This is a genomic window from Leifsonia sp. GW821-FHT13C09 (genome assembly GCF_058806435.1).
Map to the genome: position 1 here is coordinate 922853 of NZ_JBXAPS010000001.1, position 25525 is coordinate 948377.

The 25525-nt window shown below is 72.6% G+C and carries 17 protein-coding genes; 6 read left to right on the top strand and 11 right to left on the bottom strand.

The window, feature by feature from the left end; all coding sequences use genetic code 11:
• The first annotated feature begins 45 nt into the window (after nt 1-45).
• Nucleotides 46-1185: an ROK family transcriptional regulator gene (locus AC1ROW_RS04485; protein WP_493017641.1), complete on the top strand. Its 1140-nt coding sequence runs from the start codon at nt 46-48 to the stop codon at nt 1183-1185.
• Nucleotides 1186-1266: 81 nt separating this feature from the next.
• Here the strand turns inward: AC1ROW_RS04485 and AC1ROW_RS04490 are convergent, their stop codons facing one another.
• The 4 genes from AC1ROW_RS04490 to AC1ROW_RS04505 form a co-directional block, all read right to left on the bottom strand.
• Nucleotides 1267-1749: a hypothetical protein gene (locus AC1ROW_RS04490; RefSeq protein ID WP_493017642.1), complete on the bottom strand. Its 483-nt coding sequence runs from the start codon at nt 1747-1749 to the stop codon at nt 1267-1269.
• Nucleotides 1749-2945 (bottom strand): ROK family transcriptional regulator, encoded by a 1197-nt coding sequence (locus tag AC1ROW_RS04495; RefSeq protein ID WP_493017643.1) that lies wholly within the window; start codon nt 2943-2945, stop codon nt 1749-1751. The genes AC1ROW_RS04490 and AC1ROW_RS04495 overlap by 1 nt, the downstream gene beginning before the upstream one ends.
• A 168-nt stretch (nt 2946-3113) precedes the next feature.
• A complete protein-coding gene (locus tag AC1ROW_RS04500) occupies nt 3114-6074 on the bottom strand; it encodes a UPF0182 family membrane protein (RefSeq protein ID WP_493017644.1) in 2961 nt (986 codons plus the stop codon).
• Between the two features lie 139 nt (nt 6075-6213).
• A complete protein-coding gene (locus tag AC1ROW_RS04505) occupies nt 6214-7353 on the bottom strand; it encodes a YlbL family protein (RefSeq protein WP_493017645.1) in 1140 nt (379 codons plus the stop codon).
• Between the two features lie 160 nt (nt 7354-7513).
• Here AC1ROW_RS04505 and AC1ROW_RS04510 point away from each other — a divergent pair, with 160 nt between their 5' ends.
• Complete coding sequence (locus tag AC1ROW_RS04510) at nt 7514-8854, top strand: zinc-dependent metalloprotease (protein ID WP_493017646.1); 1341 nt, start codon at nt 7514-7516, stop codon at nt 8852-8854.
• A gap of 987 nt (nt 8855-9841) precedes the next feature.
• On the opposite strand, the gene AC1ROW_RS04515 is transcribed toward AC1ROW_RS04510, so the two are convergent.
• Complete coding sequence (locus AC1ROW_RS04515; RefSeq protein ID WP_493017647.1) at nt 9842-11581, bottom strand: ATP-dependent helicase; 1740 nt, start codon at nt 11579-11581, stop codon at nt 9842-9844.
• A 10-nt stretch (nt 11582-11591) separates the two neighbouring features.
• Nucleotides 11592-12611, bottom strand: a complete 1020-nt coding sequence (gene nudC / locus AC1ROW_RS04520) for an NAD(+) diphosphatase (protein ID WP_493017648.1) — start codon at nt 12609-12611, stop codon at nt 11592-11594.
• A gap of 80 nt (nt 12612-12691) precedes the next feature.
• On the opposite strand from nudC, the gene AC1ROW_RS04525 reads away from it, so the two are divergent.
• Nucleotides 12692-13738, top strand: a complete 1047-nt coding sequence (locus tag AC1ROW_RS04525) for a phosphotransferase (RefSeq protein ID WP_493017649.1) — start codon at nt 12692-12694, stop codon at nt 13736-13738.
• A 60-nt stretch (nt 13739-13798) separates the two neighbouring features.
• On the opposite strand, the gene AC1ROW_RS04530 is transcribed toward AC1ROW_RS04525, so the two are convergent.
• Both AC1ROW_RS04530 and AC1ROW_RS04535 read right to left on the bottom strand, forming a co-directional pair.
• Complete coding sequence (locus AC1ROW_RS04530) at nt 13799-17110, bottom strand: ATP-dependent helicase (protein ID WP_493017650.1); 3312 nt, start codon at nt 17108-17110, stop codon at nt 13799-13801.
• 13 nt (nt 17111-17123) lie between these two features.
• Entirely contained in the window at nt 17124-20273 is a 3150-nt protein-coding gene (locus tag AC1ROW_RS04535) for an ATP-dependent helicase (RefSeq protein ID WP_493017651.1), read from the bottom strand.
• A gap of 108 nt (nt 20274-20381) precedes the next feature.
• Between AC1ROW_RS04535 and AC1ROW_RS04540 the strand changes: the two genes are divergently transcribed.
• Nucleotides 20382-20606 carry a DUF3107 domain-containing protein gene (locus tag AC1ROW_RS04540; protein WP_493017652.1) on the top strand — a complete coding sequence of 75 codons (225 nt, stop codon included), beginning with the start codon at nt 20382-20384 and terminating at the stop codon, nt 20604-20606.
• 10 nt (nt 20607-20616) lie between these two features.
• Nucleotides 20617-20919 (top strand): hypothetical protein, encoded by a 303-nt coding sequence (locus AC1ROW_RS04545; protein ID WP_493017653.1) that lies wholly within the window; start codon nt 20617-20619, stop codon nt 20917-20919.
• 103 nt (nt 20920-21022) lie between these two features.
• Here AC1ROW_RS04545 and AC1ROW_RS04550 read toward each other — a convergent pair whose 3' ends face one another.
• Nucleotides 21023-21736 (bottom strand): ferritin-like fold-containing protein, encoded by a 714-nt coding sequence (locus AC1ROW_RS04550; RefSeq protein ID WP_493017654.1) that lies wholly within the window; start codon nt 21734-21736, stop codon nt 21023-21025.
• Nucleotides 21737-21858: 122 nt separating this feature from the next.
• Between AC1ROW_RS04550 and AC1ROW_RS04555 the strand changes: the two genes are divergently transcribed.
• Nucleotides 21859-23343: a DEAD/DEAH box helicase gene (locus tag AC1ROW_RS04555; RefSeq protein WP_493017655.1), complete on the top strand. Its 1485-nt coding sequence runs from the start codon at nt 21859-21861 to the stop codon at nt 23341-23343.
• A gap of 68 nt (nt 23344-23411) precedes the next feature.
• Here AC1ROW_RS04555 and AC1ROW_RS04560 read toward each other — a convergent pair whose 3' ends face one another.
• Together AC1ROW_RS04560 and AC1ROW_RS04565 are read right to left on the bottom strand one after the other, a co-directional pair.
• The gene (locus AC1ROW_RS04560) at nt 23412-24569 is read right to left on the bottom strand and encodes an aggregation-promoting factor C-terminal-like domain-containing protein (RefSeq protein WP_493017656.1); all 1158 of its coding nucleotides are present in this window, start codon (nt 24567-24569) and stop codon (nt 23412-23414) included.
• Between the two features lie 83 nt (nt 24570-24652).
• Nucleotides 24653-25519, bottom strand: a complete 867-nt coding sequence (locus tag AC1ROW_RS04565; protein ID WP_493017657.1) for a PHP domain-containing protein — start codon at nt 25517-25519, stop codon at nt 24653-24655.
• Between the last annotated feature and the right edge of the window lie 6 nt (nt 25520-25525).

Consider the following 25525-nt stretch of genomic DNA (forward strand, 5'->3'; position numbering starts at 1 on the left):
GTAAACCGGGGGCCAGCATCAGATGCGCACGCCGCGAGGAGGACTGTGGCTGACGATCACGGCAAGGCGACGCAGTCCGCCGTGCGCGAGCGCAACCTGACGAGCGCGCTGCAGCTCGTGCTGTCCGGGGAGGGCCTGGCCACCCGGGCGAGCATCGCGCGACGCACCGGGCTGACCTCGGCGACCGTCTCGTCACTGCTGGCCGGCCTCATCGCGGACGGCCTGGTCGTGGAGGGCAGCCTCGCCGAGAGCACAGGCGGCAAGCGCGCGACCACGCTACGTGTGGAGGCCTCCCGCAACGTGCTGCTGTCGGTGATCGTCCAGCCCGGGCTGGTCCGCGGGGCCGTGCTGGACCTCCTGGGCGACGTGGTCCAGAGCGTCGCCCAGCGCACGACCGCGACGGCGACGGTGGAGGACGTGCGGGCGATCGTCCGCCGCCTCGCGACCGCGACGACCGCCCGCGTCGTCGCCGTGGCGGTGCAGGTTCCCGGCATCGTGGACGCCGACCTCGTCCGCGAAAGCGTGCAGCTGGGCTGGGTGGACGTCCACCTCGGCCGCGAGCTCGCCGGGGTCGTCTCCGCTCCGGTCCACCTGGTCAACGACGCCGACGCGGAGGCGCTCGCCGACTATGCGATCTCCGAGGAGTTCGGCGCCAACCAGCTCTTCGTCTCGCTCAGCACGGGCGTCGGCGCGGCCGTCATCGTGGACGGCGACGTGCTCGCCGGCGCGACCCACCGCGCGGGCGAGATCGGCCATGTGCCCGTCCTGTTCGGCGACGACGCTCCGCTCTGCGCCTGCGGCAACCGCGGCTGCCTGGAGGAGGTGGTCTCGGTCACCAGCCTCCTCGGCCTCCCGCACGGCGCCGACCTGGAAGCCGTGGACGTCCCGGCGCTCGCCGCCCTCCCCGAGTCCCGCGAGCGCATCGCGGCGGGCGCCCGCACACTGGCCCGGGCGCTGCTCATGGTCGGCGCGGCCCTCGACGTGCCGAACGTCGTCCTCGGCGGCGCCGCACCGAAGCTCGGCCCGGACTTCATCGGCCACGTTCGCGCGGAGGCCGCCCGGCACCCGGTCCGCGCCGCGATGCCGCTCAGCTTCCGCTACGCGAAGACCGCGCAGGAGCAGCCGTTCCGAGGTGCGGCGCAGTACGCGCTGCACGCGACGCTCGGGGTGAGCTGGGCGCGGTGAGAGCGCCTGCTGTCTGATCTGGCCGCCGGCTACCTGGCGACGCTCACCGTCCACGGGCTCCTGCGGCTCGTCCGCCGCGGGTCAGCCCGCGTCGCCGCCGCAGAGCAGGGAGACTAGCAGCGCCCCGTGCGCCTGGGCGTACCCGCCCGTGGCGATATCCGCATACCCGGGCATCACGAGCGGGCCCATCTCCACTACCAGCATCCGCGCTCCCAGTGCTCGCACCGCGTCCACGACCTCGCGCTGCCACGGGATCGCGCCGAGCCCGACGCCGAGGAGGATGACGGGCGCCCCCGTCGCGAGCACGGGCTCGGCCGGGTCGTCGCTGTCCACGTAGATGACCGGGTTGCCCGACCAGAGCGCTTCCTCGGCGGTGCCCGGCTCGGTCCAGGCCTCCGCCAGCGTGTACCAGCGCGGGACGCCGAGGCGTTCGTTGTCGAGGCTGGCGAGCCGGACGACAGTGCAGCGGGTCCGGAAGGCAGGAAGCTTCTCGCGGACGCCCGCCGCGAAGCGGAAGCCGGTCAGCTCGGCCGGCGCCGTGCGGGTGTCCGCGATCAGGGTCATCAGGAGACGCCGAGCTGCGCCGAGAGGACCATGATGACGCAGCCGCGCAGCACGTTGTCGCGGCCCTGGGCGGTCATCCGGATCGTGACATCCGAGTGGAAACCGGCCATCGTCCGGTTCCGCAGAGTTTCGCGGAACGCGTCCAGAAGCGCGCCGGCGAGCAGTTCGTCCGGGCCGCTGAGGACCAGCTCCGACAGGTTGAGCGCGCCGACGATCGGGGCGACGGCGACGCCGAGCCGCTGGCCGGCCTCGCGCAGCACCGGGTCCACCGGCTCTCCGGCGCGGGCGGCCGCGGCCACCTTCGCCTCCAGGCGCGGGACGGCGAGCCAGGCCTCCAGGCACCTCTCGCGGTCGTACGGGCCGTCGGCGCCGTCGTCGGTTCCGACCATCACCTGGCCGATCTCCCCCGCGGCGAAGCGGCTGCCGAAGACCAGCGCGCCCGCGACCAGGAGGCCGGAGCCCACGCCGTGGCCGACCTTGACCAGCATCATGTCGCCCTGGGCGTCGGCGAAGCCGTGCTCGGCGAGCACTGCGACGTTGGCGTCGTTGGCGACGAACACTGCCAGGCCGGTCCGCTCCGCCAGGCGTCGCTGCAACGGTTCGTCGGTCCAGCCGAGGTTGGGCGCCGCGACGACCGTGCCCGTCGCGTCGACGATGCCGGGAGACCCGACGCCGATCCCCAGGATCGGCGCGGTCGCCGCGGCCACCAGCTCGTCCACCAGGACGAGCACCTTGGTCACGGCCTCCTCGCCGCGGCTGCCGGCCAGCTCGACCTCCGCCGAGCGCAGCACGGCACCGTCGATGTCGAGCACCGAGCCGCGGAAGACGGCGTGCTCGCTGAGGTCGACTCCGATGATCTGGGTGGCGGCGCGGTTCACGTCGAGCAGCACGGCCGGCTTGCCCGGCCGGGCGTCGTCCCGCTGGCCGAGCTCGACCACGAGGCCCTCGGCGATCAGCTCCCCGACCAGGTCGGAGATGGTGACGCGGGTGAGGCCGGTCTCCCTGGCCAGGTCGGCGCGGCTCGCCCGCCCGGCGCGGTACAGCGACTGCAGCACCAGCGACCGGTTGTGGTTGCGGGCATGCTCGGGGAGGACCTTCGTGCGCGGCCGGAGCGCGCGGCCCGGGACCATCGTGCCGTCGGCGCCGGCCGGACGCCGATCGGAGGAGCCGGACCGCCGCGCTTCATCGATGAGCATGTTTGTTAGTAAAGTAGACAATCAAAGTCCGCGCAAGCGTTTTGCCCTGAAATACCGGCGAATCGCGCGGACAACCGGGCCCGGTGGCCACACTTCGTACAGCCTCTGAACATACGGAACGACCCGCATCCGTCGCGGATGCGGGTCGTTTCGCGTCGAGAGGCCGGGCTACTTCGACGGCGTCGGGGACGGGGTCGGCTTCGGCGTCGTGACCGTTCCCGTGCTGCCCTCGGCCGCCAGCGCCTGCTGGAGCGCCTGCTGGAGCCGTGCGTCCGCAGCGCCGTAGGCGGCCCAGTCGCCGCCCTTGAGCGCGGCCTGGCGGTCGGCCAGCGCCTGCTTGGCCTGCTGGAGTGCCTGCTGCAGCGCGACGTTGTTCTGACTGCTCGAACCGGACCCCGTGCCCGACCCGGTCCCGCTCGATCCGCCGCCTGACGCGCTTCCGCCGCTGGTCGGGATGTTCTTGTCGCCCGCGCTCGCGCCCGAGTCGCCGCCGAACAGGGCGTCCAGGGCCTGGTCGAGCGTGTCCTCGAAGGCGATCTTGTCACCGAAGGCGACGAGCACCTTCTGCAGGATCGGGTAGCTCGTCTCCCCCGTCGACTTCACGAAGACCGGTTGGACATAGAGCAGACCGCCACCGACCGGCAGCGTCAGCAGGTTGCCGTTGATCACGTCGGTCTTGCCCTGCCTGAGCAGGTTGAGCTCCTGCGAGACGGTCGGGTCGGAGTTGAAGTTGTTCTGCACCTGACCCGGCCCGGGTATGGTGTCGCTCGACGGCAACGACAGGAGTCTGAGCTTGCCGTACGACGACGCCACCGTGCCCTTCGTCGAGCCCGCGTCCGCATCGACCGCCAGGTAGCCCTTCAGGATCGATCGACTGGAATCGCTGGCGGCCTGTGGGATGAACGTCGAGTAGAGCGAGAACGACGGGGTCTCCTGCCCCGGCATCTGCAGCGTCAGGTAGTACGGCGGCTGCAGCGTCGGGTCCGACGGCGACGATGTGGGGTCGTTCGGCGTGGTCCAGGCGTCATCGCGCGAGTAGAACGAGCCGGCGTCCGTCACGTGGTACTGGCCGAGCACCGAACGCTGCACCTTGAACAGGTCGGCCGGGTAACGGACATGGCTGAGGAGCTGGGCGCTCATGTCGCTGACCGGCTTGACCGTGGTCGGGAAGACCTTCTCCCAGGTCTTGAGCACCGGGTCGGAAGCATTCCAGGCGTAGAGCTGCACGGACCCGTCGTAGGCGTCGACGGTGGCCTTGACCGAGTTGCGGATGTAGTTGATGTCGTCGAAGGCGTAGGCCGGCTTCGGCGTCTCGGTGTCCGCGATGGCGTCGCTCAGGCTGCCGACGTGCGAGTACGGGTATTGGTCGCTGGTCGTGTAGCCGTCGATGACCCACTTGATGCGCCCGTCGATCACGGCCGGGTAGGCCTGCGAGTCGAGGGTGAGGTACGGCGCGACCTTCTGGACGCGCTTGATCGGGTCGCGGTCGTAGAGGATCTGCGAGTCGCTGTTGACGGCGTCGGAGAGGACGATCTGCTCGTCCTGGAACTTGAGCGCGTAGACCAGCCGCTTGAACACGTTGTCGAGCTTCGGGCCGGCGTTGCCGGTGAACGTGGTAGCGGTCTGCTGCGCGTTGTTGCTGCCGCCCGGATAGTCGAGCTCCACCGGCTTGGAGCCCTTCGGGGCGCCGACGATCGAGTAGGTCGGCGACTGCTGGCCGAAGTACACGCGGGGCTCGTACTGGCCGAGCGTTCCGGTGCTGGGGATGCCCGACTCCATGAACACCGGCTGGCCGTCGCTCGAGCGCTGGTTGCCGTAGGCGGCGACCATCCCGTAGCCGTGCGTGTAGACGACCGTGTCGTTGAACCAGCTCCGGCTCGTGAGCCCCGACTGGTTGAGCTCGCGGACCGCGACCACCGCATCCTGCTCGTTGCCGTTGATCTCGTAGCGATCGACGTTGAGGTTGCGCGGGAACGCGTAATACTGGCGGAACTGCTGGAGCTGCTGGAACGACGGACTGATCACCGCGGGGTCCATGATGCGGATCTGCGCGGTGGTCTGGGCGTCCTGCCGCAGCGCGCCCGGCTGGGCGTTCGTCGTGGCGTCGTAGGGGATGACGTCGATGTTGCTCAGCCCGTAGGCGTCGCGGGTGGCGTTGATCGAGCGCTGGATGTACGGCGTCTCGAGCGTCTTCTGGCTGGGGTCGACCTGGAAGCGCTGGACGACCCACGGGTAGATCGCGCCGACGACGAGGGCGGCGACGATGAGCAGCGCGGTACCGACGAGCGGGAACCGCCAGCGCCCGATGAACGCGGTCGCGAAGAACATGATGGCGACGAGCACCGCGATCCCCGCGAGCACGGCACGGGCGGGGATGGTCGCGTTGACGTCGGTGTACGCGGCGCCGTTGATCATGTCGTTGACGTTGGAGTCGGTGACGGCGGCGTATCGGTCGAGCCAGATGCTGATGCCCTGCAGGAGCAGGTAGACGCCCGCGATGACCGAGATCTGCACGCGCGCGGCCTTGGAGATCCGCACCTCGCGGCCGCTGATCCGGAGGGAGCCGTACAGGTAGCAGGTGGCGAGCGTCGCGAGCAGCGCGATGAGCACCACGGCCGAGGCGAAGCCGACGGCGCTGCGGTAGAACGGCAGCGCGAAGAGGTAGAAGCCGATGTCGAGGTGGAACAGCGGATCGGTCTTGCCGTACGACGTCCCGTTGATCCACATCGCCGCCGCCTGCCAGCGGCTGGCCGCCGAGACGCCGGCGAAGATCCCGAAGACGATCGGGATGCCGTACATCGCCAGCCGGCGCAGCGGCTCGATGACCTGCTGGTAGCGGTCGAGCTGGGTGTTGAGCTTCGCGTAGACCGGGCGCAGCCGGTAGGCGAGCTGGATGGACAGCCAAAGCGGCACGGCCATCGCGAAGAACCCGATGAAGAACATCGTGGTGCCGGCGAGCCACTGCGTGGTCAGGACGTTGAGGAACCCGAGTTGCTGATACCAGAGGATGTCCGCGTACAGCCCGGCGAAGACGAAGAACAGGATGACCAGCGCCACGACCACACCCAAGGTGATCCAGATGGCGGCCCGGCGACGTCCAGGGGGTCGAACTGCGGCGGTTGAACTCACGTGTGGGCCCTCGTGCTCCTCGTGGGGTGACTCAGAGGTCCATCCTAGGCGGGCGTCGCTTGGAGAATGCTGCGGCCCGGCGGTGAAGAGCAGGTGTGCGGGCCGAACGCCGGATCGACCTCAGGATGCCGGACAGACCTCAGGATGCCGGGCACGTCGGGAGCTTCGCGGTGCTCGCGCCGCTGCGGACGGCGTCCAGCACGGCGAGCGAATCCTTCAGGGTCTTGACCGCGAACACGTGCAGGCCGGCGGGGATGTGCCCGGTGACCTCGTCGCAGTTCGACGCGGGCGCGAGGAAGTAGCCGGCTCCGCCGGTGTCGCGGGCCGCGTACATCTTCTGCCGGATGCCGCCGATCGCCCCGATCGAGCCCACGTTGTCGATCGTCCCGGTGCCCGCGACCTTCTTGCCGCCGTTGAGCTTGTCCGGCGTCAGCTTGTCGATGATCCCGAGCGCGAACATCTGCCCTGCGCTCGGGCCGCCGACGTTGTTGAGCTGGATGTTGACATCGAACGGGAAGGTGTAGTCCATTCCCGCGCCGATTCCGAGCACGACCTGGCCCTGTGTCGTCTCGGGAGTGATGGAGACCGTGGAGGCGGCGCCGTCGCGCAGGATGCCGATCTCCGCCGCCTTATTCGCGCCGTTGGCGTTCACCGCCTTGCGGAGAGCCGCGACGCTCTCGATGGTCTCCCCGTTGACGCTGTGGATCTCGTCACCGACCTTCAGCACCGCCGCGGCCGGCGTCTTCGGGAGGATCTGCTTGACGGCGACGGCCTGCGGGAAGTGGTAGCCGAGCTGGTTGAGTGCGGCGGCGATGGCGTCCTGCTGGGAGTCGACCATCAGGGCCGCGTTCGCGGCGTTGGACTGCTCGGTGGTGGTCCCGGGCGGGAACACCTCGTCCATCGGCGTCACCGCGCGGCTGGGGTCGAACCAGGCCTGGACGATGCTCAACCAGCTCGGGCTCTGGTCCGGGTTGCCGACCACCGACACGGTGAGGAGGTCGAGGGATCCGCCGGTCGGATACGTGGTCTGGCTCGGGATGGTGATGAGGGGCTTCGCGTCGTGCGCGGGCGGCGATCCGACCGCCTGGTCGGTGCCGAGCGTGTTGAAGACCGGGCCGGGCTGCTCGATCACGAACGGCGCGGGCGCGAGCGCGAGGACCAGCGCGAGCACGACGGCAACGCCGATGGCGACCCAGCCCGCGATCGTCCGGCGCGACGGCGCGATCCGGCCGGCCGGCGGGGGCGGCGCGGGGCGGTCGTCGTCGGTGAACAGGGTCACGCGCGGTCCCTTCGGTCGTGTTCGCCACGGGCGCACAGCCCACGGCATCGCCCGAGCCGATTCTCACCCGGCTCGCGGTGATCACGGGCTAGCGTAGATGCCAAGCCTGGAAAGGCCGTAATCGCACGGCCGAAACCACCCGAGACGAGGAGCGCGACCGATGTCCGACGATCCGAACAAGGAACCGGACGACGAGTTCCGGGACATGTTGCGGGAGTTCCTGTCGGGTGACTCCTCCATCGACCCGAGCCAGCTCGCGGGCGCCGCCGGCCTCCCGAACGACCCGGCCGCCATCCAGCAGCTCCTCGGGCAGCTCCAGAACGCGCTGATGAACCCGGGAGGCGGAATCAACTGGGATCTGGCCTCCCAGCAGGCGCGCACCCTCGCCTCCGAGGGCGCGCACGCGGTCACTCCGGCCGAGCGCTCGGCGCTCGACCAGGCCTTCCACGTCGCAGCGCTCTGGCTCGACGAGGCCACCACCGTGGCGGGGCTGTCGACGCAGCCGGAGCTCATCGGCCGCGCCGAGTGGGCGCGCCAGACCATGCCGCTCTGGACCCAGCTCGCCGAGCCCGTCGCGCTCAGCATCTCGGACGCCCTCACCCGTGTTCTCACCGAGCAGGCTCCCGAGGAGATGCAGGGCATGATCCAGAACGCCGGCCAGGTCATGCGCTCCGTCGGCGGCGCCCTGTTCGCCATGCAGCTCGGCCAGGTGGTCGGGCAGCTGGCGAAGGAGGTCGTCTCCGGGGGCGACATCGGCATTCCGCTGCTGGCCGACGGCAGCGCGGCGCTCATCCCGCAGAATGTGGCCGAGTTCGGCGAGGGCCTCGACATCCCCACCGACCAAGTGCAGCTGTATCTCGCGGTGCGCGAGCTCGCCCACGCGCGGCTCTTCCGGCACGCGAAGTGGCTGCGGCTGCAGCTGATCACCCAGATCACCGCGTTCGCCCGCGGCATCACGATCGACACCGACCGGCTCGAGTCGCTCGCCGAGAGCTTCGACCCGGCCAACCCCGAGGAGTTGCGCGAGGCGATGGTCTCCGGCGCCCTCATCCCGCCGAAGACCGAGGAGCAGCAGGAGGCTCTCGGCCGCCTGGAGACCGTGCTCGCGCTGGTCGAGGGCTGGGTGGACGTGGTCACCGCCGGCGCCACCCGGTTGCTGCCGAAGGCCGACGCGATCGCCGAGACGGTGCGCCGCCGGCGTGCCGCGGGCGGTCCGGCCGAGTCGGCGTTCGCGACGCTCGTCGGCCTGGAGCTGCGCCCGCGCCGCCTCCGCGACGCCGCCGCCCTGTGGCAGGCCGTGACGGACGCCGTGGGCCAGGAGGCCCGCGACCGGCTGTGGTCGCACCCCGATCTGCTCCCCCAGGCGGCGGACCTCGACGACCCGTCCCGCCTGGTCGCCCGGCTCACCGCCGCGGCCACCGGCCAGGAGCCGGAGCGCGACGAGTTGGACCAGGCCATCGAAGACCTCCTGCGCGGCGACGGCCCCGCCGAGGACGCGTAGCGAGCGGAGGAGTCTCCCCGCGGCCAACGGAGGACTTCCGCCCTCCCCACGTCCCGATCTCCTCCGCAAGCTGCCACCACCCGGCGTGTCGGCGCCGATCTCCTCCGTTGGCCGCGGGTGGTGACGGGTTGTGGATGGACCGCGAGGCGGCCGGAGCTGTGGATAACCGCCTCGGGGCGGTCCCGCCACGGCAGGATGGCGGGATGGTCCACCAGCTCGATCCCGCCGTCCCGCGTGCGTGGCGCTCGCCGCGCGCACTCCAGTTCGGCGTCGAGCGGGCGCGGCTGATCCTCGAACCGGTCGGCGTGGCCGAGGAGCGGATGATCTCCGCGCTGGCCACCGGCGCGACCCTCGGCGCCCTGCGGATGATCGCCCGCAGCGCCGGAGCGGGACCGGCGGCGGTCGACGCCCTGCTCGCGCGACTGAAGCCCGTGCTGCTGGCACGACCGGACGCGGCGTCCGACACCGCGCCGATCGTCGTCCTCGACGGCGCCGGCCCGACGGCGGCCCGCATCCTCGCCCTGCTGCGGGAGGCCGGGGTCGACGTGCGCAGCGGTCTCGCCGCCGACGACCCGGCCGTCGACCTCGCGGCGGCGGCGGTCCTGGTCGGCGCGTTCGCGATCGCGCCGCACCGGCACCAGCGCTGGCTGCGCAGGGACATCCCGCACCTGGCCGTGGTGTTCGGCGACGGCGGGGTGACCGTCGGGCCGTTCGTGCGGCCGGGCGACGGCGCGTGCCTGCGCTGCGTCGACCTCCATCGCCGGGACGCGGACCCGGCGTGGCCGGCGCTCGCAGCGCAGCTCCACACCCGGCCGCTGCCCGGCGAGACGGAACTGGTGTGCGGGGCGGCGGCGTCGGCCGCGGCGGGCGCGGTCCTCGCGCTGCTCGGCGGCGCCGGCGGACGCTCCGACGCCGCTGCGCGCTACGATCCGGCGGCCGGGCGGTGGTCGGAGCGGCGCTGGGACCCGCATCCCGAGTGCGGCTGCCTCAGTCCGCTCGCCCGGCCTCCCGCGCCGCCCGCACCGGCGCCAGCTCGGCCAGGAACCGCGAGGCCTGCCGTGACACGGGGCGTCCGGGCTGACTCCCGCGTTGCGCCCAGCTCAGCCGGAGCCGGTGCCGCGCACGTGTGACGCCCACGTACAGGAGGCGACGCTCCTCGTCGATCTGCTCGAAGCTGGAGGCGTAGCTGATCGGCACCAGCCCCTCGGAGAGACCGACGATGTACACGGAGTCCCACTCCAGACCCTTCGCGGCGTGCAGCGTCGCCAGCGTCACGGCGGACAGTGTCGGCTCGTGCTGGCCGGCCTGCCGGGCCATCAGCTCGTCGGTGAAGCGGCGGAAGGTCGCGCCCTCCGGCATCTCGTCGACGAGCCCCATGATCGCGTTGAGCGACTCCCAGCGCTCGCGCACCGCTCCGCGACCCTCCGGAGGCTGCACGGACCAGCCGAGCGTGCGCAGCACGTCGCTGACCGACTTGAACAACGGTTCGTCGGTCGCCGCGACGCTCGCCGCACGCAGGGTCATGACCGCCTGACGCACCTCGGGGAGGTCGAAGAAGCGCTTCGACCCGCGGAGCTGGTAGCTGATCCCGAGGTCGCCGAGCGCCTGCTCCAGCGCCGCGGCCTGCACGTTCACGCGGTAGAGCACGGCGATGCTCTCCGGCCGTGCGCCGGCTGCCAGCTCGGCCGCGATGCTCTGGGCGACGGCCCGCGCCTCGGCGCGGTCATCGTCGAACACGGCAGGCGCCGCCACCTCGTCGCCCGCTTTCGCCTCGTGCACCGCGTGCAGCGTGAGTGCGCCGGAGCGGCCGCGCATCAGTCGGTTGGCGGTGTCGATGATCGGGGGCGCCGACCGGTAGTTCTGCTCCAGCCGGACGACCGTGGCGCCCGGGTTCTCCCGCTCGAAGTCCAGCAGGTACTCGCTGCGGGCCCCGGCGAACGAGTAGATGGTCTGGCTGGCGTCGCCGACGACGCAGAGGTCGCGTCGGGTGCCGAGCCAGAGCCGGAGGAGGTCGTGCTGCAGCGGGGAGACGTCCTGGTACTCGTCCACCACGAAGTACCGGTACTGCTCGCGCACCTGCAGGGCCACGGACGGCTCGGTCTCGATCATCCCGGCGCAGACCAGGAGGACGTCCTCGAAGTCGATCTGCTTGCGCTCGTCCTTCAGCTCCTCGTAGGCGCGGTGGAAGTCCACGAGCTGCTCGGCCGTCAAGGTGCCGGGCAGCGGGCGGGAGGCCAGCGCCGCGGCGTACTCCTCCAGGCCCAGGCTGGAGACCTTGCGCCACTCGATCTCCGCCGCGACATCGCGGAGGGTCGCGGTGTCCACGCGGAGCCCCAGCTTCTCGGCGGCGTGCCCGAGCACGCGGCCCTTGCCGTCCAGGACGCTCGGGAGCTGGCCGCCGACGACCTGCGGCCAGAAGTAGTTCAGCTGCGCCAGCGCCGCGGCGTGGAACGTCCGGGCCGACACTCCCCCGGCGCCGAGCTGCCGCAGCCTCCCGCGCAGTTCGGCGGCGGCGCGGTTGGTGAAGGTCAGCGCCATGACCCGGTTCGGTGTGAACGCGCCGGAGGCGACGCCGTAGGCGATCCGGTGGGTGATCGCGCGGGTCTTGCCCGTGCCGGCGCCCGCCAGCACGCAGACCGGGCCGAAGAGGGCCTCGGCGGCCACGCGCTGCTGCGCGTCGAGTCCTGCCAGCAGGCCGTCGGGCCCGGACGCCGTCACCGTCGTCACAGCGCCGCGCTCACAGCACGGGAGGCTCGTCGAGCGGGCCGCCGTACCAGTCCTCGATCAGCGCGCGAGCGATGGACGACCGGCCGGGCAGGATGATCTGCTCCCTGGCCTCCCACAGTTCGTCGCGGCTGAACCAGCGCAGGTCGAGGATCTCCTCGCCGTCCGGCGCGAGTGCGGCGGGCGGCTGGTCGTCGGCGAGCCGCGCTGTCATGCCGACCATGACGGAGGCCGGGAACGGCCACGGCTGCGAACCCTTGTAGCGGGCGTCGGTCACCCGGACGCCGGCCTCCTCGAAGATCTCTCTCTCGACGGCCGACTCGAACGACTCCCCCGGTTCCACGAACCCGGCCAGCAGCGAGTAGCGGGAGTGCTCCCACATGGCGTTCGAGCCGAGCAGCAGCCGGTCGTCGGCGTCGAGCACCGTGACGATGACCGCCGGGTCGGTGCGCGGGAACACTTCCGACCCGTCCTCGAAGCAGCGCCGCACCCAGCCGGCCTGCTCGACCACGGTCGGCGTGCCGCAGCGCGGGCAGTGCGTGTGCGAGGCGTGCCAGTTCGCGATCGCGAGCGCCTCGGTGAACAGCCCGGCGTCGCGGTCGCTGAGCGCCGTCGCGACGGTGCGGAGGTTGCCCCAGCGCGCCTCGTCGGGCTCCAGCTCGGTCGCGGCCGCGTCGGTGAGGACCTCCAGCACGACCGCCGAGCCGGCCGGCTGGCCGGGGGCGTCCACGAGCGTGCGGCCGAGGTAGACCCGCACGAGCGCGGCCGTGACCCGGTCCACCGGGAGGAGCTCGAGCTCCGCCGGTCCGGCGTCGGGCGCGCTCCAGCCGTCGGACGCGGGCGTCGCGGCGGCCACGCTCTCGGGGGTCAGCAGCGCCCTGCCCTTCCAGAGCGCGAGCACCCGGGTGCCCGGCTCCTCCCACAGCTCGTCGAACAGCGCCGGCCGGGAGCGGGCGGCGTGATCCCGGTCGATCGCGTGGCGCGAGAGCGGGAGCGCTGCGAGCGGCAGCGCGGACGTCGATGCGGACGACATCGGGATCCCTTCGAGGCGTGGAGAGAGTTGCAAGGCGTGGCGGAACTGCCCACGCGCGGATGTCCATTTAGCCTAGGTGCATGGCCAGATCCCCTCTCACTCTAGCCGCGCTGGCCAGCTCGGCCGTGCCCGACCTGACTGTCACCGGAACCCGCGCGCACACCGCAGACGGCGCTGGCGAGTTCGACTCCGCCGTGCTCAGCACAGCCGACGGCAGCGAGCGCATCGTGCGCCTCCCGCTCACCCAGGCGGCCGAGACGGAGCAGAGCTCCGACCTCGTCGCGCTGCGCGCCCTGACGACCGGCATCCGCAGCCGCCTGCCGTTCGACGTGCCGACCTATCTCGGACAGGCGCCGGTCGGCGGCACGCGCGCCATCGTCTACGACTTCCTGCCGGGCGAGCACATCGCGGTGGAGGACGTGCCGCCGGGCGACGGCCTCGCCGGGTCGATCGGCCACGCCATCGCAGCCATCCACACCCTGCCGACCAGTTTCGTCGGCGAGGCCGGCCTCCCCGTGCTGACCGCCGCGGAGTGCCTGTCCTCGACCGCGGCGCTGATCGAGTCCGCCGCCGCGACCGGCAAGCTTCCCGCTGCGCTGCGCGACCGCTGGCGCGACGCCGTCGCGGACCACTCCGTGTGGCAGTTCCAGCCGACGGTGATCAACGGCGCGCTGACCGCCGACTCCTTCCTGATCGACGGCGAGTCGGTCTCCGCCGTGCTCGGCTGGTCGGCGCTGCGCGTCGGCGACCCGGCCCGCGACCTGCACTGGCTGCTCGCCATGGACCCGGAAGCCACCGACGGCGCTCTCATCGCCTACGCCTCCGCGCGCCAGGTCGCCACCGACCGGCAGTTCACCCAGCGCGCGATGCTGTACGCCGAGCTGGAGGTCGCGCGCTGGCTGCTTCACGGCCGCGAGCTGCGCGACCAGAGCATCGTGGACGACGCCGTGCAGATGCTCGACGGTCTGGTCGACCGGGTGCACAGCAACACGGTCACCCCGCTCTCGACCGCCACCGGCCCGATCATGGCGGTGGACGACGTGGAGGCTCTGCTCGACCGCACGCCGGGCGACCGCGCGTCGGTCCGTCCGGGCGGCATGCGCCCGGTCGACGACCAGGCCGGCTGAGCCGCCGGCTCCTCCGGAGCTACAGGTGATTCGGGCGGGTGACCGGCGGAAGCTCCGGAGTCACGCGCCGCGCACGCCGTCCCACAGCTCGACCAGCTCCGCCTCGGAGTACAGCCGCTCGGGGCGGACCACGCGGTCGTCGGCCACGAAGTAGAAGACGGCGTCGATGCGGGCCGGGTCGATGCCGGCGTGCTTCGCGTAGGCGAGCCGGTAGAGGGCGAGCTGGAGCTGCTTGCGCTCCAGGTCGGCGGCGTCGCGCGGCGCCTTGCCGGTCTTCCAGTCCACGATCTGGACGTCATGGCGGCCGTCGGAGACCGCGTAGACCGCGTCGAGCTTGCAGACCACCACCTGACCGGCGAGCGTGACGTGGATCTCCAGCTCCACCTCGGCGGGAGCCCGATCGGCCCACTCGCTCGCGGCGAACGTCGCCTGCAGTTCGGCCAGCGCCTCGGCGCCCAGGATCTCACCTGCGGGGTCGTCCAGCTCGGCCACCGCCGCGTCGAGAGCGTCCGTGGCGCCGCCCGCGACGCCGTAGCGCTCCTCGACCCAGCGGTGGAAGAGCGTCCCCACGCGCGTCTGCCGGTAGGGCCGCTCCGGCATCGGGCGGCGCAGCTGCGCGGCGACGGCGGCGGGGTCGCTCACGAAGTCCTTGAACCGGGAGGCCGGGATGCGGGCCGGCAGCTCCACCAGTCCGTCCTCCGCCTCGCGGCGGGCGCGCTCGGCGAGCAGCAGGTCGACGTCGAGCGCGTAGACGCCGCCGTCGCCCGGGCCCTGCTCGCGGGCGGCGTGCACCGCGGCCGCCGCGGCCTCCACCCGCGTGCGGCGCACGCCGAGCGGGTCGAGCGGCCAGAGCACCGTGCGCGACTCCGGCGCGAGCGGATTCTCGTCCGGCTCGTCGCACGGCGGGAACGCGTCCTCCGGCAGCAGCCCGGCCTGTTGCAGCTCCAGCAGGTAGGCGCCAGGCGACCGCGGCCGGGACTGCGTCGACCAGTACGAGCCGGTCAGCAGGAGGCTGCGCCGCGCGCGCGTGACGGCGACGTAGATGAGGCGGCGCTGCTCCTCCAGGTGCCGCGCGACGTTGGCGGCCTCGAAGGCGGAGATCGCCTCGTCCACCTGCTTCTGATCCTCCGCGTTGCGCCACGGCAGCACCGGCAGCTCGGCCGAGTCGCCGCGGAACTCGTTGGGGAGCTGGCCGAACGCCAACCAGCCGCGCTTGCTCTGCGGCGGCCCCGGGAGCTCCCCCTCGACCATGCGCGGCACGGCGACCACGTCCCACTCCAGGCCCTTCGCGCCGTGGATGGTCAGGATCTGCACCGTGCCCGGCTCCGGGTCCTCGCTGCGCGGCGCCAGGTTGTCGCGCTGCTCGGCCTCCGCCAGCCAGGCCAGGAACGACCCGAGAGTCGCGCGGTCGTCACTGGCCAGATAGGAGGCCACCTGCTCGGCGAACGCGTCCAGGGAGGCCTGCCCGAGCTGGGCGGTCTCATTGGCGGCGACCTCGATGTCCAGCCGCAGCTCCTGCTGCACCAGCGTCACGAGGTCCAGGAGGTCGAGCCCGGCACGCGACCGCAGTCGGTCGAGCTGCGCGCCCGCCGCCCGCAGCCGCTCGAGGCCGACCGGGCTGAAGTCAGCGAGCTGGCCGTGACCTTCTGGCGCCTCCACCACGAAGTCGAGCGCGTCGACCAGGGAGGCCGACTCCTCCGCGACCACCGAGCCGCGCAGCCGTTCGCGCACGTCCGGGTCGAGCGCCTGGAAGCGGTGGTCGCGGGCGGCCAGCCAGCTCGCCACCCGCCGCAGCGCCGCGATGTCCCGCGGACCCACCCGCCAGCGCGCCCCGGTCAGCAGCCGGATCAGCTCGGACCCCGCGGTCGGGTCGTGCATGACTCGCAGCGCGCTCACCAGGTCGGCGATCACCGGCTGCTCGAGGAGGCCGCCGAGGCCGAGGACGTGGAAGGGCACTCCGCGCGTCGCGAGGGCCGCGGTGAACGCGTCGATCTTCTTGATGGACCGGCAGAGCAGGGCGGCCGAGGGCGGCATCCCCTGCGCATCCCGCTGGGCCAGGCGGACGCGCAGCCACTCGGCGATCGTCGCCGCCTCGTCCTCGACGGTCTGCCCGAAGGCGTGGTCGAGCTCGCCGGCGATCGCGCCGGGTCGCGGCTGCAGCTGCTCGACGTGCACGGGCGAGTCGGCGGAGAGCGGGGCGACCAGAGTGTTCGCGGCGTCCAGCACCGTGGTCGGGTTGCGCCAGCTCGTGCTGAGGGCGAAGGAGGCCGCGCCGTCCTTCGCTCCGGTGAAATCGAGGGCGAACCGCCCCAGGTTGGCCGCGCTCGCGCCGCGCCAGCCGTAGATCGACTGGTGCGGGTCGCCGACCGCCATCACGGCCTGCCCGGAGAACAGCGACGACAGCAGCCGGGTCTGCACGACGGAGGTGTCCTGGTACTCGTCCAGCAGCACCACCCGGTAGCGGCGGCGATAGTCGGCGACGACCTCCGGCAGGCACTCGCACACGGCCAGCGCGAGCGCGACCTGGTCGGAGTACTCGACGAAACCGCGGCGGCGCTTCTCGTCGGCGAACCGCTCCGCGAGGTCGAGCAGCGGGGGCAGCGAGCCGACCGACGCCACAGCCGCGCGGACCGAGGCGTAGGCGTCCTTCACCCGCCCGCTGCCGGTGGGGAGCTCCAGCAGCCGGCCGAAGCCCTCCACCATGCGGTGCACGTCGCGGGCGTCGGCGACGTTCTCGCTGAGCGCGCGGCTGAGGTCCAGAACGGCGCTGGTGACCGCGTCCACGCTCTTGTCCAGCTCCACCAGCCGCTCGTCGTCGCAGGCCACCACCACCCGGCGGGCGAGCTGCCAGGCGGAGGCCTCGCTCAGGATGGCCGACTCCGGCTCCCGGCCGATCAGCAGGGCGTTCTCGCGGAAGATCGCGTTGGCGAAGGCGTTGTAGGTCGCCACTTCCGGCGCATCGAACGGGTCGAAGACCACCTCGGTGAGCCCGGAGGCCGCGAGCTGTTCGATGCGGCGCCGGATCCGTTCGGCGAGCTCCCCGGCCGCCTTGCGGGTGAAGGTCAGGCCGAGCACCTCCGGCACGCGCACCAGGCCGTTGGCGAGCAGCCAGACCACCCGGTTCGCCATCGTCTCCGTCTTGCCGCTGCCCGCTCCGGCGACCACGATCGCGGGGGCGAGCGGTGCCTCGATGACAGCCTGCTGCTGCACAGTGGGCTGCGGGAGGCCGAGGGCGTCGGCGATCTCGGCCGCGCTCAGGCTCCGGGCCGGGCGCTGCGGCTCGGGAGCCGCGGCCTCGGCGGCGAAGGCCAGCTCGACCAGGTCGAGACCGGGCTCGTCACCCGTCAGCTCCAGCAGTCCGTCGTCGTTCATCGTGCTCCCCCGCTCATGCGCTGACCGCCGGGACGAGGTGGATGCGGTACGCGTAGGCCGCGTGCGGGTCGCGGTCGCCGAGGTCGACCACCCCGGCGAAGGTCGCTCCGGCCATGCCCTCGGCCGCCCGGGCCACGCGCTCCTCCAACCGCACGAGCGCGTCCGCGTCGACGCGCTCCTGCACGACCTCGCGGTATGCCTTGCCGCGCACGCCCTTGGCGACGAAGAGCAGCTTGGCGCCGCCCGGCGGCAGCCCCTCCGCCTCCACAGCCCCGTGCTCGAGGGCGAGCTGGTAGACGCCGAGCTGGGCGTGCGACGCCGTCTCCGCCGCCGTCGGGACGGTGCGCCCGGTCTTCAGGTCCACGATCACGACGGTGCCGTCCGGGGTCTCCTCGACCCGGTCGATCTTGCCGCTGATCCGGGCCCGGCCGAGCTCGAGCTGGAACTCGCCCTCGGAGCCGAGCAGGCGGCCTCCGGCACGCCCGAAGTCGCGCAGGTACTCCGACACCCCGGCGACCAGCCCGCGCGTGCGGCGACGCTCGCGCTCCTCGATCCACGGCGACTCGAACTGGAGCTGCGCCCAGCGCCGCTCGATGCCCGACCAGAGCAGGTCGACGCTCGTCTCGTCGGTCGCGGCGGCCTCCTCCATCACGGCGTGCACCACGGTGCCGATTCCGGCCGCCAGCCCGCTCGGGGAGGCGGCCATCTCGTCAACGAACCAGGCCAGCGGCGACTTCTCGAACGTCCCGAGGCGAGACGGCGAGACCTTCACCCGCGCCTCCGGGTCGTCCAGGTCGATGAGCGGCTCGGTGGTCGACGGCTCGGCGAGCCCGTACCAGTCGGCGGGGTCGGCGCCTTCCACCCCGGCCTCGGCGAGCCGTGCGAGCGCGTCGGCGGCGTCGGGCGATCCGGTCGTGACCAGCCGGCGGCGCAGCCGGCCGACCATGCCGCGCAGCGACAGCGGGTGGATGCCCGGGTCGTCGTCCTCGACCGCGAGCTCTCCCGCGAGGCGCAGGAACGGCGAGGGCTGCTCGTCGTCGTTGGCGGTGGCGGTGAGCAGCACCTGGCGCCGGGCGCGGGAGACCGCGAGGGCGAACATCCGCAGCTCGTCGCTCAGGACCGCCGCCCGCTGGTCCGCGGTGTCCCGGCCGTCGTCGGCGCTGTCAGGAGTGGCGCCGGAGTCCGCGCCGCGCCCGGCGAGGGCGTCGTCCAGCTCCTGCGGGTGCAGCAGCGATCCGCGCAGCCGCAGGTTCGGCCACACGCTCTCCTGGAGGCCGGCCACCGCGACGACGTCGAACTCGCGGCCGACCGTCGCGCTGGGGGTGCACACCAGCACCGCGTCGCCGGTCGTGCGGGCCGCGAGGGTGTCCTCCGGCACCTCCGCGCCGAGGAGTTCGATCACGAAGTCGGAGGCCGGACGCTCGGGCGAGCGCTCCACGAAGCGCCGGGCAGCGGTGAACAGCGCCACCACACCGTCGAGGTGCCGGTCGGCCTCGTCGGCGACGATGCCGGACCGCTCGGATTGCTCCAGCCAGCGCTTCGCCAGTCCGCTGCGCTCCCAGGCGTGCCAGAGCAGCTCCTCGATGGTGGCGCCCGCCTCCGCCTTCTCGCGGCCGACGCGCAACGTCTCCGCCAGCCGTGCGGCACGGCGGGCGGGCGAGGAGTCGATCGTGGCGAGGTTCGCGGGCCCCGCGAGCGCTTCGACCAGGAGGTCGTCGCCCGGGCGGTTGCCGTCGCCGGCCAGCTCCTCCTGGCGCAGCGCGAGCCGCAGCCGGCGCAGGCTGATCGCGTCGAGGCCGCCGAACGGCCCGAGCAGCAGCTCCGTCGCGACGACGGGGGTGAGCTCGATCGCGCCGAGGGCGACACCCGCGATGGTGATGAGCTGCCGGGCGGCGTAGTCGTCGCGCAGTGGACGCCCCGCGATGCTGGTGGTGGTCGGGACCTCCGCGACGGCGAGCGAGCGGGCGAGGCCCGGGATGTGCGCGCCGGAACGCACGACGACCGCCATGCGGCTCCACGGCACGCCGTCGATGAGCCGCCGCTCGCGCAGCAGCCGGGCGAGCCGTGCGGCCTCTGCCGGAGCCGACGACGCCTTCACGACGACGACGGCCGGGCCGGCGTCCTCCGGCTGCTCGCGGCCGGCGACGGCCACCCGGTGTACTCCGACCGCCGCCGCGCCGATCCGCTCGGTGACGCGCGAGGTCAGCTCGCGGAGCACCGGAGTCTGGCGGTGCGCGGTGCCGAGCACGATCCGCGTCACGGGGACGCCGAGCCGTGCGCCGAGCTGACCGAGCGCAGCGACCTCCGCGCCGCGGAAGGTAGTGGAGGCGACATCCGGGTCGCCGAACGCGATGACCGCGATGCCGCGGGCCGCGACGGCGCGCAGCAGTGCGATCGTGGCGACGGTGGCCTCCTGGAGATCGTCCACGAACAGCGCCCGGAGGCCGTCCAGCGAGCTCCCCTCCGCCACGACCGGCACGGCCGAGGCGATCAGCTCGGCGGCGTCGACGTAGCCGCCGCGGAAGCTGTCGAGCACGCTCTGGTACTCCGCGATGAACCGGCCGGCGGCGCGCCACTCGTCGCGCCCGGTGATCGCGCCGAGCTCCGCCAGCCGCGACGGCGAGACGCCCCGCTCGGCGCAGCGGCCGATGAGTTCGCGCAGCTCGGTGCGGAAGCCGCGCAGGATCCGCACCTCCGGACCGAGCGCAGAAGGCCAGACCGGCCCGCTGCCGTCCTCCAGGTGGCCGGCCAGCAGCTCGGCGATGATCTGGTCCTGCTCGCCGCCGGTGAGCAACCGCGGCGGTTCCCAGCCGTTGCGCCTGGCCTGCTCGCCGGCGAGCTGGAAGGCGAGCGAGGTCGCCGTGCGGGCCAGCGGGCCCGGGGTGGGCACGCCGAGCCGTAGCGAGATCCGGTCGCGCAGCGCGGTCGCGGCGGCGCGCGAGGCGCTCAGCGCGAGGACCTCCGAGGCGGCGTAGCCGCGCTCGTGCACGCGCTCGGCGATGGCCTCCACCAGCGCGGTCGTCTTGCCCGTGCCCGGCGCGCCGAGCACGGCCGCCGAGGCGCCGTCCGGCAGCGCGAGCACCGCGCGCTGGGCGTCGTCGAGGGCGACGGCGAGGCCGCCGGCCGCGTCGTCGACGCGCGGACGGAAGCCTCGGGTGGACATGCATTCACGGTAACGGCGTCCGCCGACAGAGAACGCGATCGGAGCCCGCGAGCCGCGTGCCGTAGTCTGAACTCGCAACCGCCCGGTCTGATTCGAAAGGCACATCCCGTGGAGATCCGTATCGGAATCGTCAACGCCCCCCGCGAGCTCAGCTTCGAGTCGGCCCAGTCGGCCGAGGAGCTCACCGAGCAGATCCAGGCCGGCCTCAGCAGCGGCACCGGCATCCTCAAGCTCGCGGACGACAAGGGCCGGGTCTACATCGTCCCGACCGCGGGCATCGCGTACGTGGAGGTCGGCACCGAGGAGTCGCGCCGCATCGGCTTCGTCGGCTAGATTCCCCAGCGTGGAACTGCTCTTCGTCGCGCTCGCCGGCGCCATCCTCGGCCTCGGCGCACGGTACCTCCTGCCCAACCGTCACACGCACGGCTCCGTGCTCATGCCCGCACTGGGCGTGAGCGTCGCGTGCATCCTCTGGGTGGCCCTCACCTGGGCCGGCCTGAAGTGGAACGGCGGCTGGATCTGGTGGATCACGCTGGTGGGCACCGGCGTCGTCGTGATCGTGGCCGACGTGGTCATCGGTCGCGTGCGCACCGCCCACGACGACAAGCTCCTGCACACCCTCACCCGCGGCGCCGTCGCCCGCTGACGCCGGTCAGCAACCGAGGACTTCGCCCCTCCCGCGGCGCGCATCTCCTCCGTTGACTGTCACGGTCGGGCGTGTCGCGAGGGATCTCCTCCGTTGGCGACGCCTAGGCCGTCAGCCCCAACGCGTCCATCCGCCGCGTGTGCGCCGCGATCAGCTCGGTGAAGATCGGCTCGATCCGCTCCTCGTCCGCGGCGCGATTCCCAGACAGGTGCAGCGCCGAGCGTGCCACCAGCAGCGTGTCGCCGACCAGGCGCCGCCCCCACATCGCCAGCCGCGACCCGAGCTGCGGGTCGGCCGCGATCTCGCCGCGCAGCACCTCCAGCAGACCCTCCTGACCGGAGTCCGCCCCGAGCAGCTGAGCGATCCGCGGGCCGACGTCGCCGGGCAGGCCGCCCGCGAGCCGGATAAAGAAGTCGTCCAGCAGGCCGCCCGTCATCAGCGCGGCCAGCAGCGTCTCCCGCCAGTCGGAGCCCACCAGCAGCGCGCGGAAGCCCTCGATCTCCTCGGCGAACGGCCGCATGACCTCCGCGGGCTCGTGCCCGCGCCGGCGGATCTCCGCCACGATGCCCTGATGCTTGGAGAGCGCCAGGCCCGCGGCGACGGAGACGACCTCCTTGGCCGCGAGAACGTCGGTGTCGGCGGCCACCCGCGAAAGCGTCTGGAACTGCTCCAACTGCAGGTACGCCGCCTGCCCGAGGTACGGCAGCAGCTCGGGCATGACCTCGTGCAGATCGACGCGGACCGTCGCCTGAGGCGCGCGCGGGCGGAGGCGGGACAGCTCGACCGCGGGCCGGCGTCTGGTGAACCACGTTGACACGTACAGCAGTGTAACGGGGAGGTCCAGTAGGATTGTGGTGCCGTCGGCGCAGGATCGACGGCCCTGCGCCTGCGACGAGAACAGGGCGTGGACTCACTTTTCGAACCGACAGGCACCCTTACGTGACTTTCTCAGAACTCAACATCGACCAGGACATGGTGGACGCCCTCGCCTCAAAGGGCATCATCGAGCCGTTCCCCATCCAGTCCCAGACCATCCCGCTCGCCCTCGCCGGCCAGGACATCATCGGCCAGGCCAAGACGGGCACCGGCAAGACCTTCGGGTTCGGCCTCCCGATCATCCAGCGGCTCGGCCTCAACCCTGAGCCAGGCGTCCAGGCGCTCGTGGTCGTCCCGACCCGCGAGCTCGCCGTCCAGGTCTTCGAGGACCTGGAGCAGGCCGCCTCCAACCGTCCGACCGCCGTCACCGCGATCTACGGCGGCAAGGCCTACGAGGGCCAGATCGCCCAGCTCAAGGCCGGCGCGCAGATCGTCGTCGGCACACCGGGCCGCCTGCTCGACCTCGCCGGCCAGCGCCTGCTGAACCTCTCGAACGTCAAGGAGATGGTGCTGGACGAGGCCGACAAGATGCTCGACCTCGGCTTCCTCTCCGACATCGAGAAGCTGTTCGCGCAGACCCCGGCGACGCGCCACACCATGCTGTTCTCGGCGACCATGCCCGGCCCGATCGTCGCGCTGGCCCGCCGCTTCATGACGCGCCCCATCCACATCCGTGCCAGCGACCCCGACGAGGGCCAGGTGCAGGCGAACATCAAGCACCTCATCTACCGGGCGCACTCGCTCGACAAGGACGAGGTCGTCGCCCGCATCCTCCAGGCCGAGGGCCGCGGCAAGACCGTGATCTTCACGCGCACCAAGCGCGCCGCCGCCAAGCTGGTCGAGGAGCTGGGCGACCGCGGCTTCAACACCGCGGCCGTGCACGGCGACCTCAACCAGGAGCAGCGCGAGCGCGCGATGGCGGCCTTCAAGGCCGGCAAGAAGGACGTGCTGATCGCCACCGACGTCGCCGCGCGCGGCATCGACGTGGACGACGTCACCCACGTCATCAACCACACCATCCCGGACGACGAGAAGACCTACCTGCACCGCGCCGGCCGCACCGGCCGCGCGGGCAAGACCGGCGTCGCCGTCACGTTCGTGGACTGGGAGGACCTGCACAAGTGGGCCCTGATCAACCGTGCGCTGGAGTTCGGCCAGCCCGAGCCCACCGAGACCTACTCGTCGTCGCCGCACCTCTACAGCGACCTCGACATCCCTGAGGGCGCGAAGGGCCGGCCGAAGTCGACCCCGGCCGTCAAGGCTCCGGAGACGCAGGACGGCGCCCGCCACGACTCCACCGGCCCCGGCGCGCAGGGCGAGGCCCGCGCGCGCAACCGCCGCCGGCGCACCCGCTCGGGAGGCTCCGGCCAGGGCGAAGCAGTCCAGGCGTCGAGCTCCGCGCACACCGCTCCCACCGCCGGCGAGGACAAGTCCCCCGCTGCAGGCACGCACGACGGCGGCGGCTCGCAGCACCGCGACGGCAACAGCGCCCCGCGCCGGCGTCGCCGTCGTTCACGCGGCAGCTCCCCCGCCACGCCCGCGAGCTGAGCGCATCCACCTGACAGGACACGCCGCCTACCGACCCCGGTAGGCGGCGTGTTCTGTCAGGTCGTCGTTCAGTACCAGTTCGGCGTGTGGCTCATCTCGAAGGACCACGCGGCGCACGGCGAGCCGTACGAACGGTTGATGTAGTCGAGGCCCCAGTTGACCTGGGTGTTCTGGTTCGTCATCCAGTCGGATCCAGCCGACGCCATCTTGCTGGCCGGCAGCGCTTGCGGGATGCCGTACGCGCCGCTCGACGTGTTGTACGCGTCGGCGCGCCAGTCCGACTCGTGGTTCCACAGCGCGATCAGGCAGCCCATCTGGTCCTGGCCCCATCCGAACGCGCTCAGCCGGCTCGACGCGTACGACTGGGCGGCGGCCGGATCGACGTTCATCCCGGGCGGAGGCGCGAAACCGTTCGCACTGCCGCCGCTGTTCGCCGCCTGGCGCGCGGCCGCGGCGGCCGCCGCCTCCTGCGCAGCCTGGGCGGCAGCGACGCCGGCAGCGTAGGCCTGCTCGACCGAGGCCTCGGTGTTCTGGAGCGACGCGAGCTGCGCGTACAGCGTGGTGGCGTGCTGCTTCTGGGCGGCGAGCTGCGCGTCCGCCGCCGCCTTCGCCGCGTTCGCCGCCTGCAGCGCCTTCTGGGCATCCTTGTCGAGCTGGTCCCTGACCTTCTGCGCAGCTGCCGCCTGGTCGCTGAGTGCCGCGGCGGTGTTCTTCTGCGCGGCGGCCTGGGCGAAGAGGCTGGAGGCCTGGTCGGCGAGCTTGGACACCGCGCCCAGCTGATACAGCAGGGACGGCCGGGTGCCGGTGGTCGCCACGGAGGTCCCGCCGGGCGCGCCCGTGCCGCCGAGGAAGAGCCTGAGCGAGACGTCCGAGGTCCCTGACCGGGTGAGCTGGGCCGCGAACTTGCCGCTCTCCGCCCGCAGCTCGTCCGATCGTGCCGCGGCCGCCTGGGCCTGCTGGCCGAGGTCCTGCGCCTTGGCCGTGGCCGCCTTGAGGGCCGCCTCCGCCTGACCGTATTCGCCCAGGCGCTTCACGGCCAGGTCGCCGGCCGCGTTGGCCGCGGTCTGCAGCGACGCCAGCAGGCCGTTGATCCGGTCGACCTCCGCCTGCGCCGCTGCGGCGTTCGCCTTGGCCGCCTGAACGTCGTTCCAGGAGGGGTAGTTGTCCGCGTTCGCGGGAGGAGCACCGCCCGCAACCACGAGGGCGGCGCCGATCAGCGCCGCCACCGCGACGGAAGACCTCCAGAACCGCCGAGACACACGTACCTCGCTTCCTGATCCCCGCCGACCAGGCTAACGGCTGGTCACGCTCATCCGTAGAAGGGCGCCGCGCCTGTCGCTTCTTCGATCATCAGCTCCAGCACGGCCGGATCGGTCGTGTTCTCGCCCAGCCGGTTCGGCTTCCCCGACCCGTGGTAGTCGCTGGAGCCGGTGATCTGGAGGCCGTACTTCGCCGCGTAGCCGAGCAGCACCGCCACTCCCTCCGGCCGGTTCTCGCGGTGGTCGAGCTCCAGCCCGAACAGCCCGGCCTGGACGAGCCGGCGCAGCCGGTCCTCCGGGATGACGCCGCGGCTGCTGGTCGCCGGGTGCGCGAGCACGGGGACTCCCCCCGCCCCGCGGATGAGCCGGATGCCGGTCATCGGATCGGGCGCGTAGTGCGGCTGGAAGTATCCGCTGCGCCAGTGCAGGATGCCGGCGAAGGCCGCGCTGCGGTCGACCGCGAGACCGCGCGCGACCAGGGCGTCGGCGATGTGCGGGCGGCCGACCGTCGCCCCGTCGGTCGCCTGGGCGAGCACATCCGCCCAGGTGATGTCGTAGTCCTCGGCGATGTGGCGCACCATGTCCTCCGCGCGGCGCATCCGCCCTTCGCGGATGCGGCGCGTCTCGGCCACGAGCGCTTCGTCCGCCGGGTCGAAGAGGTAGCCGAGCATGTGCACGCTGGCGAACTCGACCCGGGTGGAGAGCTCCATGCCGGGGATGACGGTGACGCCGGCCTCGGGAGCCGCCGCCGCGGCGGACGCCCACCCCGCCGTCGAGTCGTGGTCGGTGAGGGCGACCGTGCCGAGCCCGGCGGCCGCGGCGGCGCGCACCAGCTCGGCGGGGGTCTCCGTCCCGTCCGACACGCTGGAGTGCGCGTGGAGGTCGACGGGACCGCGGAACCGTCGCTCATCAGCCATGCCCAC